This window comes from Croceivirga radicis, from assembly GCF_002072105.2.
GTDB classification, from domain to species: domain Bacteria; phylum Bacteroidota; class Bacteroidia; order Flavobacteriales; family Flavobacteriaceae; genus Croceivirga; species Croceivirga radicis.
Genome location: NZ_MTBC01000001.1, coordinates 168,782 through 184,283, shown reverse-complemented (window position 1 = coordinate 184,283; position 15,502 = coordinate 168,782). Strand labels below are relative to the sequence as shown.

Annotated in this window: 15 protein-coding genes and 1 pseudogene; 11 read left to right on the top strand and 5 right to left on the bottom strand. The window is 37.9% G+C overall.

Annotated features, from left to right (window positions below; translation table 11 throughout):
* Nucleotides 1–25 precede the first annotated feature (25 nt).
* The 8 genes from BUL40_RS00825 (at nucleotide 26) to BUL40_RS00790 (ending at nucleotide 9,060) form a co-directional block, all read left to right on the top strand.
* A complete protein-coding gene (locus tag BUL40_RS00825) occupies nucleotides 26–1,210 on the top strand; it encodes a sialidase family protein (protein WP_080317692.1) in 1,185 nt (394 codons plus the stop codon).
* A 157-nt stretch (nucleotides 1,211–1,367) separates the two neighbouring features.
* Entirely contained in the window at nucleotides 1,368–2,054 is a 687-nt protein-coding gene (locus BUL40_RS00820) for a hypothetical protein (RefSeq protein ID WP_080317691.1), read from the top strand.
* A gap of 337 nt (nucleotides 2,055–2,391) precedes the next feature.
* Nucleotides 2,392–2,895, top strand: coding sequence for a hypothetical protein (locus BUL40_RS00815; protein ID WP_080317690.1), 504 nt, complete (start codon nucleotides 2,392–2,394; stop codon nucleotides 2,893–2,895).
* Between the two features lie 251 nt (nucleotides 2,896–3,146).
* Complete coding sequence (locus BUL40_RS00810) at nucleotides 3,147–3,599, top strand: hypothetical protein (RefSeq protein WP_080317689.1); 453 nt, start codon at nucleotides 3,147–3,149, stop codon at nucleotides 3,597–3,599.
* Nucleotides 3,600–3,749: 150 nt separating this feature from the next.
* On the top strand, nucleotides 3,750–5,417 hold the full coding sequence (locus BUL40_RS00805; protein WP_080317688.1) for a hypothetical protein: 1,668 nt from the start codon (nucleotides 3,750–3,752) through the stop codon (nucleotides 5,415–5,417).
* Nucleotides 5,418–5,452: 35 nt separating this feature from the next.
* A complete protein-coding gene (locus BUL40_RS00800) occupies nucleotides 5,453–7,612 on the top strand; it encodes a prolyl oligopeptidase family serine peptidase (RefSeq protein WP_080317687.1) in 2,160 nt (719 codons plus the stop codon).
* Between the two features lie 289 nt (nucleotides 7,613–7,901).
* A complete protein-coding gene (locus BUL40_RS00795) occupies nucleotides 7,902–8,462 on the top strand; it encodes a hypothetical protein (protein ID WP_080317686.1) in 561 nt (186 codons plus the stop codon).
* A 148-nt stretch (nucleotides 8,463–8,610) separates the two neighbouring features.
* Nucleotides 8,611–9,060: a nuclear transport factor 2 family protein gene (locus BUL40_RS00790; protein ID WP_080317685.1), complete on the top strand. Its 450-nt coding sequence runs from the start codon at nucleotides 8,611–8,613 to the stop codon at nucleotides 9,058–9,060.
* Between the two features lie 87 nt (nucleotides 9,061–9,147).
* Here the strand turns inward: BUL40_RS00790 and BUL40_RS00785 are convergent, their stop codons facing one another.
* The gene (locus BUL40_RS00785; RefSeq protein WP_080317684.1) at nucleotides 9,148–10,452 is read right to left on the bottom strand and encodes an alpha/beta hydrolase family protein; all 1,305 of its coding nucleotides are present in this window, start codon (nucleotides 10,450–10,452) and stop codon (nucleotides 9,148–9,150) included.
* Between the two features lie 174 nt (nucleotides 10,453–10,626).
* Here BUL40_RS00785 and BUL40_RS00780 point away from each other — a divergent pair, with 174 nt between their 5' ends.
* The 3 genes and pseudogenes from BUL40_RS00780 to BUL40_RS00770 form a co-directional block, all read left to right on the top strand.
* Nucleotides 10,627–11,367 (top strand): SDR family oxidoreductase, encoded by a 741-nt coding sequence (locus BUL40_RS00780; RefSeq protein WP_080317683.1) that lies wholly within the window; start codon nucleotides 10,627–10,629, stop codon nucleotides 11,365–11,367.
* 19 nt (nucleotides 11,368–11,386) lie between these two features.
* On the top strand, nucleotides 11,387–12,784 hold the full coding sequence (locus BUL40_RS00775; RefSeq protein ID WP_080317682.1) for an NAD-dependent succinate-semialdehyde dehydrogenase: 1,398 nt from the start codon (nucleotides 11,387–11,389) through the stop codon (nucleotides 12,782–12,784).
* Nucleotides 12,785–13,364: 580 nt separating this feature from the next.
* Nucleotides 13,365–13,766, top strand: a pseudogene (locus BUL40_RS00770) (site-specific integrase); the annotation flags it as partial.
* Between the two features lie 441 nt (nucleotides 13,767–14,207).
* Here the strand turns inward: BUL40_RS00770 and BUL40_RS00765 are convergent.
* The 4 genes from BUL40_RS00765 to BUL40_RS15685 form a co-directional block, all read right to left on the bottom strand.
* A complete protein-coding gene (locus tag BUL40_RS00765; protein ID WP_080317680.1) occupies nucleotides 14,208–14,906 on the bottom strand; it encodes a CPBP family glutamic-type intramembrane protease in 699 nt (232 codons plus the stop codon).
* An 84-nt stretch (nucleotides 14,907–14,990) separates the two neighbouring features.
* Nucleotides 14,991–15,143 (bottom strand): hypothetical protein, encoded by a 153-nt coding sequence (locus tag BUL40_RS15695; RefSeq protein WP_176465423.1) that lies wholly within the window; start codon nucleotides 15,141–15,143, stop codon nucleotides 14,991–14,993.
* A 24-nt stretch (nucleotides 15,144–15,167) separates the two neighbouring features.
* A complete protein-coding gene (locus BUL40_RS15690) occupies nucleotides 15,168–15,308 on the bottom strand; it encodes a hypothetical protein (protein ID WP_176465422.1) in 141 nt (46 codons plus the stop codon).
* A gap of 14 nt (nucleotides 15,309–15,322) precedes the next feature.
* Nucleotides 15,323–15,472 carry a hypothetical protein gene (locus BUL40_RS15685; protein WP_176465421.1) on the bottom strand — a complete coding sequence of 50 codons (150 nt, stop codon included), beginning with the start codon at nucleotides 15,470–15,472 and terminating at the stop codon, nucleotides 15,323–15,325.
* Nucleotides 15,473–15,502 lie beyond the last annotated feature (30 nt).

Sequence of the window (15,502 nt, the reverse complement as noted above, 5' to 3'; positions counted from 1 at the left end):
AGAAAGAAATTCAACAGGAAAAAAAATGAAAAAAATATTCTTAACAAGGCTGATTTCAATTTCAATTATCTTCAGTTCATGGAGTCAGCAACTTTCTATTGATTTAATAGAGGGCGAATCACCATCTAAAAAAGCTATTGTTTTGGAGGAATTCGTTTTTACACAGAGCCCAACACGTGACTGTCATGCTTCTTCCTTATTGGAATTGGACAATGGAGATTTGCTGTGTACATGGTTTGGCGGATTGAAAGAAGGTGCTCCGGACGTTAAAATCTGGTTGGCACGAAAACCAAAGGGTGGACAGTGGCAACCACCTGTACGTATTGCCGGTGACGATGGGCAAACCGTATTCAATCCCGTGCTTGTTAAGCTCCGTGGCGGCGACATCCAGATATATTACGTCAGCCCTGGTATTGATGATGGTCATGTTATTACATCAAGGGACAATGGCTATACTTGGAGCAGTCCAAAAAAGCTTCCTGAAGGATTCGTCGGCCCAATTGTAAACAAGCCGGTTTATTTGGAAGACGGGACAATTATTGCAGGTGCCAGCCTGCAGGGCGATCCAGGTAAACGCATCCATGTGGAAATCAGCAAAGACAATGCTGAAACATGGTTTAAGGTAGGACCGATTAGTGATCCGGTAAACACAAAGTACCAAATTATTCAACCCACCATACTTGTCCATTCTCAAAAACGCTTACAGATTCTTGCAAGAAGTAATGAAAAAGATGAAAATACTAAAATTGCTCAATCATGGTCAGAAGATGGAGGTATAACCTGGTCGCCGGTGACTGATATTACTCTGCCAAACAACAATTCGGCCATCGATGCGGTAACACTTGATGATGGTCGTCACCTTCTGGTTTATAATCATTCAACGCGTGAAGATTCTATCGGGGGCCGCAAAGGACGGGGTATTCTAACAGTGGCTGTTTCTAAAGATGGAATCAATTGGGATGCAGCTGCTGTACTTGAATATCGGACAGGAACAGTGCAGTATTCCTATCCTGCTGTGATTCAAACTAATGACGGTTTAGTCCACGTGACATATTCCTGGCACCGCAAACTAATCAAACATGTAGTTATAGACCCGAAAAAGTTAGAAACCTATCCGATTGTTAACGGACAATGGCCGAAAGATAAAATGCCATGGATTAAGAGTAACGAAAACGAAGAAACAGGGATGGATAGTGAACAATTAAAATAGTTATTTTGAAATTAACGTCGGCTCAACACGCGGTGTAGTTAAAAAGGGTTTAGTGGTTTTCGGAGAGTAATAATCCGCTACAAATATGTTGTACCTTGATGGGTAAAAAGCCCGTAATCACCTACTAACCATATAGCCAACCGTTAAGAATAATTTGATGAAAACACCTGTCTTATTTGAAAACAGTGACTTTTATGAGAAAGAAAAATATTTCTCGCAGTTTGGGAGTGTGCTCAATCTAGTCCAATTCTTTTTTAGTGAACTGCCTGAGAATAATTATGATTTTTCTGCATTTGTAGCTAAAGAAGCACTTAAGTCTTTAAAAAAGAGAAAAGCCAAATTTTATGAGAAACCACATAAACAATATCAAAGTCAGTACTATTTTAACTCAGGTTTAAATGGTGCTGAGATTAGTAATGATATTGAAGGTGTTGAACCAAAAGGAAAGAAAATAGAATTAGGCACGTTTTTAGGAGAATCTTACAGTAAAAAGTTCAAAGAATTAACGCATCGAGCCAATAGCGGTTTAAGTTATGCGCTTTTAGAACCACCATATCCATTAAGATATACCGAATTTATTCGTCAACAAGCAAGAGAATTAGGAAGAAAAAAACTAAATAATTGGGAGAGAATCAAACTAGTTCAAACAAAATTTTTCAATTATTTTTTAGAAGAGATTGAACTAGATGTTACTGACGAAAATCAACTTGTAATCTACGAATGGGATAATAATTGGTCTTATTATTTTGATGCAGGAAAAGAATGGTGGGGAACATTTTTTTGGACAGTACTAAATAGTGATGAAGGAATAATTACTGTGATTAGTGCTTCGACGACTGATTAAAACTAATGCAAACAAAGAACTGAGGTAAAAACCTACTTTTTTCTACTTTAAATTTGAGATATATAAATTTTGGCCAAACTTCTGCCTCCGCTATCGCTAGTTTGCTCATGGGTAAAGGAAACCGCTTTTGAACAAAGAAGAACTTGGTGAAAATTTAGCCAAATGCGAACTGAATTGAAAGTAAATGCACAAAATGGCTCTAGTTCATTGAGTCGTAATTTCCTAATCGGTTTTCAACCGTAATTGCCTATATTTATTCCCAACCGTGTGGTCTGCGTTTTTTTATGCGCAACTCGTCATACATTCAACGTTGTAAACAAGCTGAAAAACGAAAACGATGATACATTTACTTTGGTCCATAATTAATTTAATTACTGTTCTCTACTTTCTATATCTGATTGTTGGATTTATTAGAAAAGGTAAACGGATTTTTAGTCCTAAATTCAAAGTTGTTTCAATATTTGTAATGGTAATCGGAGTTGTTCAAGTAATTTCTGCTGTTAGTTTGGAGGGAAAAACGAATCGAATTACAATATCAAACAACTACAACAAAAAGAATTTTTCAAAAGTAGAAAAAGTAACGCTTGAAAAGAATTTGACTTTTGATATAAATATGCACGTTAAATATTCGATTGAACAAACCGAATTGATTGCTATAGAAAGTAATAGTTTCTTGACTGGATTTGTTAGCGGTTACGAATGGGAATTTACGTCGATTGAAACTGAAAATTACAAACCATCTGAAAATGCGAAATTTTCTGCTAACGGTGTTTTGAAATGGAATCTTTTCGGAATCACTGTTTATAACGAATCAAAAACATTTAACGGAATCTTTAAATAAAGAAGCCAGCGTACAACAAAAACCTGACCTAATCCCCCCCGCTATCACTAGTTTGCTTATTTGGAAAGGTAACCGCTTTTAAACAAAAAAGAACTAGATAAAAATTTAGCTCTAATTCATTGAGCCAAAATTATCTAAACGGTATTCAACCGTAATTGCCTATATTTATTTCCAACCGTATGGTATGCGCTTTTTTCGTGGCGAAAATGGCCATAAATTTAAAGTTGTAGAGCATTTTAATCCACTTTGTGATGAGGGACTTACTAAACATTTTTACCCTGCAAGATGAAATTTCATTTTATGGCACTTTGTCCGAATTGGATGAAAGATTAAAACTGGGAGAGAATAAATATTTTCGGACCAAATGGATTAATGAAAATGAGCTGAAATTCGTCGCGAACCGGCCTGCTGGAATTTTTATGAGCATAGGCAGACCTATCACCGAAGGAATTAAAGGATACGCCACCGTAACATCGAAAAATCAAAAGGAGCAACATTTGGCATTAAAGACAAAATTCCGTTGGGAATTAATCCTAGTATTTGTTCCATTAATATTTCTAATCCCAGAAATTATTGTTGGAAATACAAATATTAAAAGTTGGGTGCTAATTTTTTTTCCACTTATAACCTTATATTTTGGTTTTGTTTTTAGACTTCAGGAAAAAAGCCTATTTGAAGTATTCAAGAAATCATTAGTTAAATAAAAAAACGCATACAACAAAGAACTGAGGTGAAAACCACCCCATTACCCCATTACGTTTAAGGTCTTTTTATCTAGACCAAAATCCTGTATTTTTAGGAATTCAACGATAACCCCACCATTTCGGCCAATTAAGAAAAACCACCAACCACATATGAAAACCACTACTATCTTGCTCCCTGTCTTAGTAATGCTATTGTTTACTTGTACAATAGATGCAAAAGAAAAGAGCAAGAAAACAACACCGGTACAAACTACAACTAATGATTATCAAGATTTAGTAACCTTGTTCAAAGAATGGCGGCGTTTTGAAACGCCGCCTATGCATAAAGGTGCTCCGGATTATCGTAAAGCTACGTTTACGGAGCGTATGCCTGCCTTTAAGCAATTAAGAGCGCGCCATGCGGCTATTGACACTACAGGCTGGTCTATCCCCAACAAGGTGGATTGGATGGTTGTTTGGGCAGAGATGAATGGTTTTGATTTTAACCATCGTGTACTAAAACCATGGGAGCGAGACCCTGCATTCTACAAAACCATTTGGACCGCCAAAAGTGATGTTCCAGCACACGAGGGCCCTACCCATCATGGTACCTTGGAACTATGGACGTATACTTTTCCGTTGAGCGATGCTGCACGAACAAAAATGCTCAAGGAGCTGGCCGTGATTCCATCCTTGAACGCACAAGCTAAAACCAACCTTTCAGGCAATGCTAGAGATTTATGGGTTACGGGTATCAGAGATATTAAAACACAATCCGAAGTACTTGAGAATATGAAAAGTGCAGCAGGTGTACGTACCGATGAAGCCCTGATGGCCGCCATTGAAAAAGCCCAAACGGCCACAAATCAACTGGTAGCATGGCTAGAAGCGCAATCCGATAAGAAAACAGGCCCTTCAGGTATAGGTAAGGAGAATTATACTTGGTATATGCAAAATGTACATTTGGTTCCACTTACTTGGGAAGATGAGGTAATGATTTTAAAAAGAGAATTGGCACGTGCATGGTCGGCATTAAAATTAGAAGAACACCGCAATCGCAAGCTCCCCCAATTAATCGCCGCAGACTCTCCTAAAAGTTATGATGCCTTAGCCAATCGAGCAGCCAACAGCTTCCTCAACTTTCTAGAGAAAGAAGCTATTTTAACGGTCAAAGATTATTTTGAGCCCGCTTTACGGGAACATTTGGGCACCTTTGTTCCAGAGGAAACAAGAAACTTTTTTTATATCACTTCGCACTACGACCCTCGCCCACTGTTTTCTCACTTTTACCATTGGTTTGAGTTGGCTAGAATGGAAAATGAGCCCAACCCCAGTGAAATTAGAAAAGGGCCACTGTTGTACAATATCTTCGATTCTAGAAACGAGGGCACAGCCACGGCCGTGGAAGAAATGTTTATGGATGCCGGTTTGTATGATGACGACCCTAGGGTACGGGAGATTGTTTACATTATGATTGCGCAACGGGCAGCAAGAGGACTGGGTTCGCTTTATGCACATGCCAATGAAATGACCATGGAAGAAGCTGGAAGTATACACTCAGAATATACCCCTAGAGGGTGGATGAAAACGGAAAAAGAACTTTTGATATTTGAGCAGCACTTGTATTTAAGACAACCGGGTTACGGTACCAGCTATATTACCGGGAAATATTTACTAGAAGCCGCTATGGCCGCATATGCGCGTGGTAAAGAACTAGAGGGCGCGCCATTTGTGCTCAGTGATTTTTTTGATAGTATTAATAGCATAGGTAATATTCCTGTGGTATTAACGCAGTGGGAAATGACCGGTAATGCTGACCATATGGTAATGATGAAGTAAGTCGATTTTTAGAAAATTTATATTGAAATAAACGAATGAACTATATTTCTTTTTGGCAAAAATGGGCTTTAACGGTCGTTTTAACAGTCCTAACCAGAATTGTTACAGCACAGGAAACAGCGCTTACCCTAGATGCCATTTTTGCATCACCAAAACTTACAGGGATAACACCGTCAAAACCTGTTTGGGCACCCAACAGCGAACATTTTGCTTTCTCTTGGAGTAAACCAGGTATTTCTGGGCGTGGTCTTTGGATATCTTCAAAGGATGGGAACGAGGTTCGCCTTTTATCCAACGCGGAATCTGCGCCAGTGCGCGATATGGTCTGGGTCAATAAAAATACCATCATTAGTCTACGTGGCAACCATCTATGGCAGACAACGTTGCGCAAAGGGGAAGACTCAGAATTAATGGCGGTAACGAAAGGCGCGCATAATCTGTCTATGTCACCAAACGGTAAGCAATTGGCGTATATAAGTAAGGGCGATTTATGGCTGGCGGACCTAACCACCAAACAAAATCAACAGCTTACCAAAATTGGTATTGCAAGCCTATCTAACTTAGGAAAGGGGCGTTATAGCAGACCTGAACGTGAAATTGGTCCGGGTATTTGGAGTGGGCCAACTTACAAATGGGCTCCGGATGGGAAACATATTGTTTTTCATTCCGTGGATAGACGTGAGATGCAAAAGGTGCCCTTTCCAAATTACCTTGCTACCGAAACCACCCCTAACGAAGTACGCAGAAGTTACCCGGGAGACCCCAACGAGATACGTAGGGTGGGCCTACTCCAGTTGGATAACCAAGCGATAACCTATTTAGATTTACCAGAACCAAGTGCCAATCAGATTATAGATTTCAACTGGTCTTCAAGCGGTTCATTACTAATTGATGTAGCTTCGGATACGGCCGTGGAGCGTAAACTATTTGTTGTTGCTCCTAATGAATCCAAAACTCGTGAAATTTGGAAAGGCGTTCGTGAGAGCCGCATGTACACCACGTTTGGGTCTTGCTGGCATCCAGATGGGCAGCAGGTTGTTTTTTTAAGCGATAGGGGAGACCGTTATGGGCTTTATGCCTTAGACCCATCAACTGCTAAGAATAATCCAAAATTACTTACAGACCCTTCTTATGATGTACTGTCTGCCCCAATGAATGCGGCAAATAGGCTGTTTTATACTGGGAACGGTGTCAACCCGTACGAACAACACGTGTATCGCTTGGATGCATCAGGTGGCAAACCTGAGCGGATTACGCAATTAGCAGGTCAAAACACAGGTTATCCTTCACCAGATGGTCAAAATTTGGTAGTCTTGCATAGTAACGACACAGCACCTCATGAGCTCTATGTAATACCTGGCAAGGGTGGTAAAGCCAAACGAGTTACCCATTCGCCATTGCCAGCGTTTACAGAGCAAACGTGGACAAGTGCAACCTACGTAACTTTCCCTAGTCTTGTAGACGACTACACGCTGCATGCCCGGATGCTTAAACCTGATAATATGAAGCCTGGTAAAAAGTATCCCGTAGTTTTCGGTCCCGTATATTCCAATACCGCTAGGAACCGCTGGGCTGGTAATTACAGTCTTGTACAGCAACTGTTAGTTAAGAAAGGATATATCGTGGTGCAGGTAGATTCACGTGGCAGTAACGGTTATGGTAGAGCATTTCGGGAAGAGTTTTTATTGGGTTTTGCGGACCAAGACATAGAAGATTATGCAAGTGCGGTTGCCTACCTTGAGTCCTTAGATTACGTTGACCCTAACCGTATGGGGATTTGGGGCAGTAGTTATGGTGGTACCTTATCTGTGTATTCACTATTAAAAAAGCCTGGTTTATTCCAAGTTGGCGTTGCTGCAGCTGCGGCTGTGGACCCAGTGTTTTTTGGTACAGACGATGTTGCTATCGTGCGCACGCCACAAACACACCCAGAGGTTTTTGAAAGAAAGGCAGTCAAGTACGCAGCCAATTTGCAAGATAAGCTCTTGTTTATCCACGGCATGCAAGATCATGTGGTTCCATTTAAGACTACGGCCGTTTTAGCTGAAGAACTGATTAAACAGGGTAAAAACTTCGATTTTGCTTTTGCACCGGGTGCAACGCACGGATGGAGTCGTGAACCAAATTACGACCGCTATCTTTTTGGAAAACTCATCGAATATTTTGACCGATACTTGGCCGAGCCATCTGAGTAAATCTTTTTTTTGTTTTACTACTGGTCGAGCAATTGAATTGATAAGTGGTGTAAATCCAAGCTTAAGAAGAATAGAGTTTATAATTTGTTAGTATCATACTAAACAATTGTAGATTTAATCTCTAATATTTATTCAAAAAGTCTTTGTTTTAAACTAATGTTCTTATTTACTACCGTTATTCATTAAATGCTACTAGACAATAACTTTAAATTAATTTAAAATTAATATAAGGCTGTTATTTTAGTTTGATAATCTGCATAACTTTAATTGAAATATAAATACGAGAACAATGCGACTAAACAAATTATTAACTGTGATTTTCTTCATTTCATTTCTATTTTCCTGTACACAGGACGATGATGTTTTCCAAGATAATCATGTGCAATATGGAAAGAATAAATACGAATTAAATTACGCTTACATTGAATCTGTAGAAATTAGCAATAGTAATTATCAGCTTAGAATACATTTGTCAGATAAACCAATTTCATTCGATACAGAAAACATAAGGGAGTTTTCAGAGCCTAGAGATAGCTACCTCTTTTTTGTGCTAAATAGGCCTAATACGGATTTAGAAATTGTAGATAATTATCCCCTTAGCACAAATAATAATATGTTGACTATTTCTACAGCAGAACCTTTAGTTTTGAACTCAGAAGCTGTATTAGGAATAACTCCTTCTGAAAAAGACGATAAAGATTGGAGCTATACGTATCGTAATTTCAATTGGGATAATGGTTCTTTACTTATTAAAAAAGATAGTGATGAATATACATTAACCTTTACGTTAGAAAAAGAGGGTACTGTTGTTAAAGGAGAGTATAACGGAAAACTCAGTATAATTCATTAAAATATATAATCTTCAGTTGGTAAATATATAGGAAACTTAAAAATCTGTAAACGCAAGCTAATTCTTAAAAAAAGTAAAACACGGCATATTTTATACCCAATCATTTCTAAATTGGAAAAAATTCAATCCTAAAAAACGAATAACAGAAATGAGAACAACTAAAATTTTTATGCTTTTACTGTTCCTAATTAGCGTGCATCTAAAAGGACAAACCAAGAAAGATTCTTTAGAGATTAAACAAGTGGCCCTAGATTATATAGAATCTCAGCATAATGTTAATCCGGCACAGTTTGAAAGGGCCGCGCATCCAAGAATGGTAAAAAGAACCTTTTGGCAAGATAAAAAAACAGGTAAAGAATATTTGAGGGAAACGTTTACAGACGCCATGATTCTACTGGCAGAGACTTATAATCAAAATCAAGATAAGTTTCCAGAAACGCCCAAAAAAGAGGTTGTAATTTTAGATGCATATGATAAAGTAGCATCGGTTAAACTAATTGCGGACGATTGGATAGATTACTTACATATTGTAAAACTAAATGGCAAGTGGCAACTAGTTAATGTATTATGGCAATTTAACGATTCTAAACAGCATTAAAACCTAATACAGCGGTAAAAATTAACCCCATACTTAAATGCTCAAGTATGGGGTTTGCTATTTTGTACAACAACTACTAGTAAAAAGCTATTCCGCTGGTTTTTGGTGTAGCAATTCTAAACCAGTAACCGACCGCGGTTTAAAACCCTTCCAATTGGTTTTGTTTCCTGTTGTCTCTAAATCTAAGAAAGCATTATTGTCTTCACCTTTGAGATGAAGGCCTAAAAAAGCTGTTATAAAGTGTTGATTGATATTGTTGATTCGTCTAGAATCCCATGCAGGTTCTGCATAGCGGTAGTATTCATCAAAATGTAAAGCTAAATTTAAAGCCTCTTTTGGCGCAGGGTTGGGCGCTACATTGTGTCTGGCATTGGCATAGGTGAGCAAGTACCTGTCGCTATAAATAGCCTCCTCGTAAATGGCTTTGATACCATTCTCATATCCTGAAATATCGTCTTTATCCCCAGCTATAAAAAAGGTAGGTACTTTAATTCCTTTTAAATTATCTGCCGTCCAAACGCCTCTTTCCTTTCCCCAAGGCGCCAAAGCAACCACAGCTTTAATTCGAGTATCTTTCTTGTTTTGATAGGTGGCATTGCTCGCCAAGTTTACCGCAATTGCATCATTTCCTTTAGTCATCGTCTTAAAAAACGCGCCCAAACCATCGCTATAACCACCACCTGCAACGTTTAATACGCCATAACCGCCCATAGAATACCCAATTAGGGCGGTGTTATTGGTATCTACCAAATTTTCCAGAACCGTATTGGAACCATTTTTAGAAATAGCCTCAATAGCATTCAATACAAACTTAATGTCTAGCGGCCGGTTTAATAAAGTGCTGTAAAAAGCATTGGCATCTTCAAAAGTGCTGTCTGTATGCGCAATAGCTACTACTACATAGCCTTTAGAGGCCAAATTCTCGGTCAAATACGTCATTAGGTAACGAGACCCAACATAACCATGGGAAACAATGACCAAGGGGTATTTTTCCATTGGTTTTTCGGGTATGGCATCTCTCAAAGCTCTTCCTTTAAACGTAAACGGGATAAGCGGTCTTAAACTGTCGTTGGCAGTGCCCATATAATCTTGGTATTCCGTAATGGTACGGTTACCTTGTTTATTTACAGGATACCATACTTCTGTGGTCAAGGGTCTGTTATAGGTTACTGTTTTTTCTCCTGTGGAGTTTAAAATATCTACCTGATTAGGGTTTTCAAATTGCATGGTTTTTACTCCTACAGAATATGGGCCTCTAAACGCCAATTCTGGCGCGTCTGGTAAAGGGTCCCCGTATACAAATTCTTGTGCTGCAACGGTCAATAGACCAAAGTTAAATGCGAGCAGTAGTAACATCCAATGGTGAGCATTGGATAAAGCAGTTCGTTTCATTTGTGTTCAGTTTTAGTTTCTGTAAGATACATAACTAAAAGATAAACTTGTTTGCGATATCAAAGATTCAATGGCCGTAACATTTGTGTTTTCAGCATATCCGTCAAGGAAAACGGTAATCGCACTAAAGGGCATGCTCAATTCGTGGCAACTTTGTAGAAAAAGAAAATTGCTATGAATTTAGAGAATAAAGTAATCGTGATTACAGGTGCCTCTAGTGGTATAGGTGCCGCAACTGCAAAACGTTTGGCCAAAGCAGGTGCAAAAGTTGTTTTAACCGCTAGAAGAGAGGAGCAGTTGCAAGATTTACAAGAAGAAATTAAAGCGAATGATGGTGAAGCCCTTGTGGTAGTTGCAGATGTGACCAACAAGGACGATATGCGCCAAGTTGCGGCAAAAGCAAAAAGTACCTTTGGTACAATCAACGGAATTATTAATAATGCCGGTGTAATGCCATTGTCTTATATCGATAAATTAAAAACGGAGGAATGGGACCAAATGGTTTCTGTAAATATTAACGGGGTTCTTAACGGTGTTGCTGCGGTACTGCCTACGTTAATGGATAACAAAGGCGGCCATATTATAAACATATCTTCCAGTGCGGCACATAGTTACTTCCCGGGTGGTGCGGTATACTGCGCTACAAAAGCGGCAATAAAAATGTATTCTGAAGGACTGCGTAAAGAATTGGCACCTAAATACGGTATCAATGTTACGTCTATAGAACCTGGATTTACCTCTACAGAACTAACGGATACCATTACAGACGATGATATTTTGGATATGATGAAGGATATGCAAGAAATGACTCCACTACAAGCAGAGGATATTGCAGAAGCTATTTATTACGCCATGGCACAACCACAAAGAGCCAATGTAAATGATGTTTACGTAATGCCAACAGAACAACATTAGAATTAATAAAAGAAGAATGATGGAGACGATAACAATAGAAACACAACAAATAGAAACTACAAACCCAGCAACAGGTAAACCGCTAAGCAGCTATCCACAAATGACGGATGTTGAGGTGGCCAATGCCGTGCGCAATAGTCATAAAGCGTTTACCTCATGGCGACACAAATCGTTAGAGGAGCGAGGAGAAATTATCAAGAATATTGGTAAAAAGCTTTTGGAACATACCGATGAGCTTGCACAGTTAATGACGGACGAAATGGGCAAACTTTTATCTCAAAGTAAGCACGAAGTGGAGTTATGCGCTGCAATTTGTGACTACACGGTAAAAAAAGCACCAGAGCAGCTAGCATCAGAAAAAAGAGAACTGATGAATGGGGGCGAAGGCATAATCACCTATTCTCCAATGGGCGTAATCTACGGTATACAGCCGTGGAATTACCCGTCTTATCAAGTAATCCGTTATGCCATTGTTAATCTAATGGCAGGGAATACGGTACTATTAAAGCATGCCAGCAATGTTACCGGAACAGGTAAGTTGTTAGAGAAAATTTTTAATGAGGCAGGATTGCCAGAGCACGTTTTTCAAGCCCTAATTATAAATCATGACCAGTCCGATGCTATCATCAATAACAACTTGGTACAAGGTGTTACCTTAACGGGTAGCTCAAGTGCAGGTAGAATCATAGCGGCAAAGGCAGCCAAAGTGTTGAAGAAAACAGTAATGGAGCTGGGTAGTAATGATGCGTACTTGGTTTTGGCAGATGCGGATGTAGAAGCTGCTGCCGAAGCTTGTGTAAAGGGTAGAATCTACAATAACGGGGAAACCTGCATCGCGGCTAAGCGTTTTATTGTGGTAGATGCCGTTTATGACGAATTTAAAAAAGCGTTTGTCAGCAAAATGAAGGCGTTAAAAATGGGCGACCCAAACATGGAGGAAACTGAATTGGGCCCAATGGCCCGTAAAGACTTAAGAGAAGAATTACACCAACAAGTAATAGAGAGTGTGGAAAAAGGAGCCGATGTATTATGCGGTGGACAAATGCCACAAACGGATGGATACTACTATCCCGCTACAGTCTTAGAAAATCTAGAGCCAGGAATGCCTGCGTTTGATGACGAATTGTTTGGCCCTGTAGCTTCACTAATTAAGGCAGAAGATACAGAAGATGCCTTGCGCATAGCTAATGATAGTCAGTTTGGGTTAGGTGGGGGAATCTTCACCAAAGACAAAGAAAAAGCAATAGAATTGGCGCAAAATTATTTTGATACCGGAATGGTGTTTATCAATTCCTTTGGATTGGCAAATCCAGAAATGCCATTTGGTGGAATTAAAAATTCGGGTTACGGAAGAGAACACGGCGGTTTTGGTATGCGCGAATTTGTAAACGTAAAATCGGTTATCCTTTCTGAGTAGAAGGATATGTATTGTGATGGTGAAAAGAGGGCTATTAGCCCTCTTTTTTTATTGGTATTACCCGATTTTCATTTTGATAAGAAAAGCTGTTTTAAAGTACAAGGCTAACGGTAAAAAGTAAGAAAGAAGGGTGAATCAGCTTATAATCGTCATTTCGATAGGAGTAGCATGGCTACGACTGAGAAATCTCTTTGAAAGTAAAAAGTATTAAGTGTGGTTTTTCTACGTTATGCTGAACTTGTTTCAGTATCTGGTTTTTAAAGTTATAAGATTATCTTCTTTGAATAATAGTAGTTGCTCCCCTTAGTAAGGGGAGCTGTCTGCAGGACTGAGGGGTCTGTTTTTTATTGAAGTACTAGGTTAAAAGTAACAAGTAACAAGTATTAAGTGTCGTTTTTCTATATTATGTTGAACTTGTTACAACATCTTTTTAAGTATATATGTACTGCCTAATAAAAAACCACGGTATTAAACTGTGGTCTCTAATATTTTATTGCTTACTCAAACACGGCACTAGCTACAAACTAGCGCCATCGAGGGGCTAGCGGCGGATTTTTTACCGCAGCAGCTCAGCTACTGCGGAGCGGGTGGCAGTAGATGGATTTATACCAAAAGGCAAAAAACCAAAACACCTGTTAAAATCCCTTTATTGGACAAAGCGGAATCCATTATTGAAAAGTATGTCGAAAATCCAATTACAATTATTTCTGAAACATTACTCCCAGTACTGACAAATGAAAAAATCAATTTGTACTTGAAGGAAATTGCTGATGCTGTAGGGATTAAAAAGAATCTCACTTTTCATATGGCCAGACATACCTTTGCAACAACTGTTACGCTATCCAATGGAGTGCCAATTGAAACCGTATCAAAATTATTAGGCCATACCAAATTGGCCACGACACAGATTTATGCAAGAGTTTTGGACAATAAAATAAGTGCTGACGTGAGTCTGCTTAGAAAAAAAACTAGCAATTCTTAAGTTCTACCCAAATAATGATTCGCTTAGAAATTTTTGGCTTCCCTCCTTTGGAGGGATTGAGGGAGGACTTTATCAACATGGCGGGGTAAGCCTTGAAGAAATGATTATACCTTTTGTGGTGTTGGAACCTAAGTAAATTCTAAAGAAATTTCAGCTTCCGATTTTGGAAGAATTGAGAGAGGTCCGTTTCAAAATGCCTATTTAGTTGGTAAAAGAATGCTAATTCCTTTTAAAGTTTTAGAGGCAAAATGAATTTACCTCCTCCAATTTCAAATTTTTTGTAGCTCAGAGAATAGCTGATGAAATATTTATGGACCAAAAAGCATAAGAAAGATCAATGCAGAGTTTTTAAAAGAGGACTAATGATAAATTTGTTCCATAATCATTTTATTTTCAAATTCTTAGTTGGTCTTATTAAGGAAAAATTGCTCGACTTAAAATCTAGATAGTGAGAATAAAAACAAATAAATTATTAAAAATGTGAAATAAACAACAAAACAGAAAACCCAATTTTATTCTTATATAGTTAAGAATTATGCCAGCAAGTAAATGAGGCGAAATTACTAATGGCAACAAATAATAATTCTCAAAATTGATTTTAAAATTTAAGATATGGGCAAATCCAAATAAAAGAATTGAGGAATAATATATTACTTGAAAATTACCATTCCAAAAAGAGCCCAATCTGGAAAATCTTTTTCCGCCAAAATACACAGATAAAGCAACTACAAGAGAAAATACTAGTTTATAAAACAAGTTAATGTCTAAGGTCAAAAAATTAGAGCCAAAAATGAAAGAGGACAAAAAAAAGTAGCATAAACCAAAAACAGATAGCGCTAAATTAATTGGCCTATATACTAAAGGTAGTCTGAAAATGATTTCTTCATAAATTGGAACAATGATAACAACTATTAGAAATGACAACTGAAGACCAAAATCTTCTTCAATACTTTGTACAGTATTGTTTTCAAAATTTTTAAAAAAACTTAGGAAGAATACTAAGCTATATGATAAAATAATTTTGACAAAAAATATCTTTAGTAGTAGAATAATTTTATTGCCAGGTTTACTATAAATTGCCGTTTCTATATTTTTTGGTTTTATAGTGCCTCCGTATATATTCCTTACTAATTGCAACATTTAGAATATTCTAATTTTTATATTAAACACGAAAATGGAACACCCGGAAAGGTGTTCCATTATTCGTTTAAATTTAAATAAATTTCAAGAAAAAGGACTGAAAGCATCAACCACGTCCCCAAAAGCGTCAACTGCCTTTCTTAGCCATGCCCCTACGGCGTAACCAGCATTATAATCTTCATCTAGGCCACCCTCGATGTTTATCAACTCACTCTGTGTTAAATCTGTCAAATTCATAATTTTCTTTTTAAAGTTTATCTATTATCCTCTTACAAATCCATCAATTATACCAACCGCATAGTCAAAATTTCTGGCAGCGGTATATCCCATAAAGAAGAAAAAAACTTCTATATCGTTACCACCTTGGATTTCTATTAATTCTTGTTGTGATAAATTCTCCATTTTTGTCTCTTCTTTTAAAAAATATCTGTTCCAGAAAAAATTCCTTTTACAAAAGCAACCCCCAATTTTACAATACCTGTTAGATTTGCCCCTGGTGCCGGATTTAAAAGCCCTCCATTAATTTCGATTAACTCATCCGACTTTAAAAATTCTATTTGTTCCATTTTAAAAATTTTAATTAAACAATTTACTAT

Coding starts and splice junctions, on each gene's coding strand:
- BUL40_RS00825 (WP_080317692.1), top strand. CDS start 26: ATGAAAAAAATATTCTTAACAAGGCTGATTTCAATTTCAATTATCTTC.
- BUL40_RS00820 (WP_080317691.1), top strand. CDS start 1,368: ATGAAAACACCTGTCTTATTTGAAAACAGTGACTTTTATGAGAAAGAA.
- BUL40_RS00815 (WP_080317690.1), top strand. CDS start 2,392: ATGATACATTTACTTTGGTCCATAATTAATTTAATTACTGTTCTCTAC.
- BUL40_RS00810 (WP_080317689.1), top strand. CDS start 3,147: ATGAGGGACTTACTAAACATTTTTACCCTGCAAGATGAAATTTCATTT.
- BUL40_RS00805 (WP_080317688.1), top strand. CDS start 3,750: ATGAAAACCACTACTATCTTGCTCCCTGTCTTAGTAATGCTATTGTTT.
- BUL40_RS00800 (WP_080317687.1), top strand. CDS start 5,453: ATGAACTATATTTCTTTTTGGCAAAAATGGGCTTTAACGGTCGTTTTA.
- BUL40_RS00795 (WP_080317686.1), top strand. CDS start 7,902: ATGCGACTAAACAAATTATTAACTGTGATTTTCTTCATTTCATTTCTA.
- BUL40_RS00790 (WP_080317685.1), top strand. CDS start 8,611: ATGAGAACAACTAAAATTTTTATGCTTTTACTGTTCCTAATTAGCGTG.
- BUL40_RS00785 (WP_080317684.1), bottom strand. CDS start 10,452: ATGAAACGAACTGCTTTATCCAATGCTCACCATTGGATGTTACTACTG.
- BUL40_RS00780 (WP_080317683.1), top strand. CDS start 10,627: ATGAATTTAGAGAATAAAGTAATCGTGATTACAGGTGCCTCTAGTGGT.
- BUL40_RS00775 (WP_080317682.1), top strand. CDS start 11,387: ATGGAGACGATAACAATAGAAACACAACAAATAGAAACTACAAACCCA.
- BUL40_RS00765 (WP_080317680.1), bottom strand. CDS start 14,906: ATGTTGCAATTAGTAAGGAATATATACGGAGGCACTATAAAACCAAAA.
- BUL40_RS15695 (WP_176465423.1), bottom strand. CDS start 15,143: ATGAATTTGACAGATTTAACACAGAGTGAGTTGATAAACATCGAGGGT.
- BUL40_RS15690 (WP_176465422.1), bottom strand. CDS start 15,308: ATGGAGAATTTATCACAACAAGAATTAATAGAAATCCAAGGTGGTAAC.
- BUL40_RS15685 (WP_176465421.1), bottom strand. CDS start 15,472: ATGGAACAAATAGAATTTTTAAAGTCGGATGAGTTAATCGAAATTAAT.